The 670-nt window shown below is 43.6% G+C and carries 1 protein-coding gene; it reads left to right on the forward strand.

The window, feature by feature from the left end:
* Nucleotides 1-285: 285 nt before the first annotated feature.
* On the forward strand, nt 286-670 hold a 385-nt coding region (locus R8N49_RS27615), incomplete at its 3' end, for a GNAT family N-acetyltransferase (protein WP_318190516.1).

The following is a 670-nucleotide window of genomic DNA, read 5'->3' on the forward strand; positions in this document are numbered from 1 at the left end:
TGCTTGAAGACTATGACAATGTTGAGCTTAATACTGTCATTGGCGAAAAACTGTCAGTGCTATTCGAACTCAATGAGTGGTATCGAGTTTCGAGGTCAACGGGTGAAGTCGGTTGGGTACCAGTGCGTTCGGTACAACGTACATAACAATAAATTTAAGAGTGATTCACAACGCTCGGCGCTTTCGCTTCAAGCCAGTTTAGTGTTTATGGCACAATGCTTTAGGTAAGGTGTTAGCGTTGTTCACACCTTAATTTGGCGTTATGTGCTTATGAGGAAAATTGACATGGAGGTGGTAGAGGCCAACCCTGATTTGGCGCCAATATTAGCGAGTTATGCGAAAGAATGCCTAGAATCGGGTATTCCAAAATATTCGGGTGAGGAGCAAGATCCTACAGCTTATTTGTCAGGTTTGGTCGAACGCTCAAAGGCAATCTCCGAGTTACCAAAGGGATATTTACCTAGCACAACTTACTACTGTGTATCGAACTCCGAAATTTTAGGTGCAATCCGAGTTCGCAAAGGTACTAATGCCAACGTAGAAAATGTCATTGGTCATGTTGGCTATGAAACTAGACCGTCTGCTCGTGGTAAGGGTGTAGCCTCATTTCTGCTTGCTTGGGTGCGAGACCATGTTGTCACTGATTCAGTTATTGTTACTTGTTCAATTG

Source organism: Vibrio sp. 1978 (genome assembly GCF_033344345.1).